Annotated in this window: 3 protein-coding genes; all 3 read left to right on the forward strand. The window is 59.1% G+C overall.

From position 1 onward, the window contains the following. The coding region (locus AAAC48_RS21240; protein ID WP_340656094.1) for an SDR family oxidoreductase at positions 1–305 on the forward strand (305 nt) is incomplete at its 5' end. Positions 306–459: 154 nt separating this feature from the next. Further along, the gene (locus AAAC48_RS21245; RefSeq protein WP_340656095.1) at positions 460–1,089 is read left to right on the forward strand and encodes a LysE family translocator; all 630 of its coding nucleotides are present in this window, start codon (positions 460–462) and stop codon (positions 1,087–1,089) included. Between the two features lie 351 nt (positions 1,090–1,440). After that, positions 1,441–2,884 (forward strand): FAD-binding protein (locus tag AAAC48_RS21250; protein ID WP_340656096.1); only part of this gene is annotated, 1,444 nt, incomplete at its 3' end.

Below are 2,884 nucleotides of genomic sequence, written 5' to 3' on the forward strand. Positions count from 1 at the left end.
CGATGTCGAAGGCAGCCATATCGCAGATGACGAAGTCGCTTGCGCTTGAATGGGCGCCTCACGGTATCCGGGTGAATGCGATCGCGCCAGGCTGGTTTCCGACGCGGCTCAACGAGACAATCATGGACGGGCCGGCCAAGGGGTTTCTCAAGGGCAGGAACCCGATGCGAAGGCTGGGCGAGCCGGAAGATATCGATGGCGCGGTGCTGATGCTTGCCTCCGACGCCAGCAGTTACATCACAGGAACCGTCATCACCATCGATGGCGGCCACAGCCTGCAAGGCCAGATAGGCTCCGACCGTTAGAGTTTCGCCGGAACGATCCCATTTTGCCGCCGCCTCTCCATTGAACGAAGGAACAATGTATGAGCAGCCCCTTAGATGACATGACCCCCATCCTGCTCCCTTGTCTCGGCCACGACGGTGTGCTTTGCTCGAAGCACGCAAAGTGGAGGAAACCATGCCTGATTTGACCTTGTGGGGCCTATTCGTCGTGGCATCGGTCGTTTTGTTACTGATACCCGGACCGGCAGTACTTTATATTGTTGCGCGCTCGGTAGAGCAGGGACGGGCAGCGGGTCTGGTCTCGGTGCTCGGTATCCATCTCGGCACCATTGTTCACATCATCGCTGCTGCGGTCGGGCTCTCGGCCCTCATAGTCTCATCGGCGCTCGCCTTCGCGATCGTCAAATATCTCGGCGCCGCCTACCTCATCTGGATCGGCATCCGTACCTTAAGGGCCAAGGATCCCGATCCCCATGCGCCCGTGGTACCGGCTGCCCCGCTTCGGCGCGTTTTCCGCGATGGATTCGTCGTCAACCTCTTCAATCCGAAGACCGCGATCTTCTTCCTCGCCTTCCTGCCGCAATTTGTCGATCCGGCGCGCGGCGCGCTGCATTGGCAGATACTCATTCTGGGGCTCACCTTCATGGCCCTCGGCATCATCAGCGACGGTATATTCGCGCTGATTGCCGGAGCTGCGGGGGATTTCCTCCGCCGCAACCGGCGATTCCTGCGACTGCAGCGCTGGTTTGCCGGCACCTCGTTCGTCGGCCTCGGGCTCACCGCCGCATTGTCGGCGCGCAAATAGCCTACACCAGTCCAAGTTCAGTGCGTGGTTGGCGTCGCAATTTCGCGCTGGCTACACCGCAGTGGGAACCGGGACGTCATCTTTGGCGTATGGACAGCATCTGAACGATGGGGATGTTCCACCAAAAGGACTACACCTTTACCCATCACGGCGCATTCTTCTTTGCCGGCTTCTTGCTCTATTATTCCCGAGGGTATTTCAGGGAATGTTGGGGGCGACATGATACATTTAAATTCTGGATAGAGAGCTCACAAGATCGATTCCGTTTGCATTCCAGCTAGCTCGGCATCGTTAGGTGCCGAATGTGCGGCTGGCGTAGCTTTTCAGATTACTGGTTTTGGGGTGCGTGAAATGTTTGTCGATGGCCGTGAGCTGCCGAGTGGCACAATTCTGGATACGGAAATCTGCATTGTCGGAGGCGGGGTAGCGGGGATTACCCTTGCTCTCGAATTTGAGCGGCAGGGTATCGAGACCTGCGTTCTTGAGGGCGGCGGGCTCCACTTCAATTCAACATCGCAATCCCTCTACGAGGGAGAAAATGTTGGTATCGATTACGATCTTCAGGCCAGCAGAACGCGGCAATTGGGCGGCAGTTCCAATTGCTGGGGCGGCTGGATACGCCCGTTCATCGGCCTCGACTTCGAGGAACGCGACTGGGTGCCCAACAGCGGCTGGCCGTTCAAGCTGACTGAAGTTGAACCTTTTTACCACCGTGCGAGCGATCTGGTACAGGTTAATGACCATTGTTTTGAACCGGAATTTTGGCACGACCGCCTTCCCGGCAACCAGGGTCGGCTGCTGGGGCTGAATGAGGAAACGCTTGAGACGGTGGTCAGCAAGTTTAGCCCGCCGACACGCTTTGGCCACGCCTATCAGTTGGCGCTGGCGACAGCCCGGACGACGAAGGTGCTGCTCAACGCCAATGTGACCGAGCTTGCCACCAGCGATGAAGCCACGACAGTGACAGGCGTCCACGTCGCGACCTCGGCGCAGAAGCGCTTCTTCGTGCGGGCAAAACGCACGATCCTTGCTGCGGGCGGCATCGAAAATGCTCGTCTGATGCTTTTGTCCAACAGAATCGATCACCGCGGCCTTGGCAACCAGCACGACGTGGTCGGCCGTTATTTCATGGAACACCCGCGCATCCGCATCGGCCAGATGGTCCCATCAGGCAATGCCGCCGCATTCCGTTTTTACGATGCCCGCTACACCTATCACAATCCCCGACTTGCCGTGGACGGCACCAGTGCCAGCGCCCATGTCGGGTTGGCCGAACAAGTCCAGCGGGACGAGAAACTAGTGCAATGCCGGACCTATTTCCGCGCCTGCCGGGCCGGCGAAGACGGTGACCTTACCGAGCGCTTCCATGAGCTCTACAACGCCGTTCGCAGGCGGCATTTTCAGGACATCAAGCTGCGAACGTTTGCGACCGTCGCACGTGGCAGCCCCAATCTGATGGCATCGCTGCTGTATCGGAGGCTTAAGCTGGCAGTGAAATCGGACTATTTCCAGATTGAGAGTGTCGTCGAACCGGTTCCGGACCGGGAGAGCCGTGTCACCCTGTCGCCGCAACGCGACAAGCTCGGCCTCAACCGGGCCGAACTCAACTGGCGGGTGGGCGATCTGGAAAAGCGCACGCATCTGCGCATGCTCGGATTGATCAAGGACGAGTTCGAGGCGTCGGGTCTGGGGCGTGTCGATCTGGAGCAGGCGGACACAGGGCGCCCGCTGCAAATCATCGGTTGCAACCATCACATGGGAACGACCCGCATGCACACCGATCCGCGCCTCGGCG

This window comes from Phyllobacterium sp., assembly GCF_037994405.1.
Lineage (GTDB): Bacteria > Pseudomonadota > Alphaproteobacteria > Rhizobiales > Rhizobiaceae > Phyllobacterium.

Bases quoted from the DNA above. Each gene is read 5' to 3' on its own strand.
- AAAC48_RS21245 (WP_340656095.1), top strand. From the start codon at position 460: ATGCCTGATTTGACCTTGTGGGGCCTATTCGTCGTGGCATCGGTCGTT.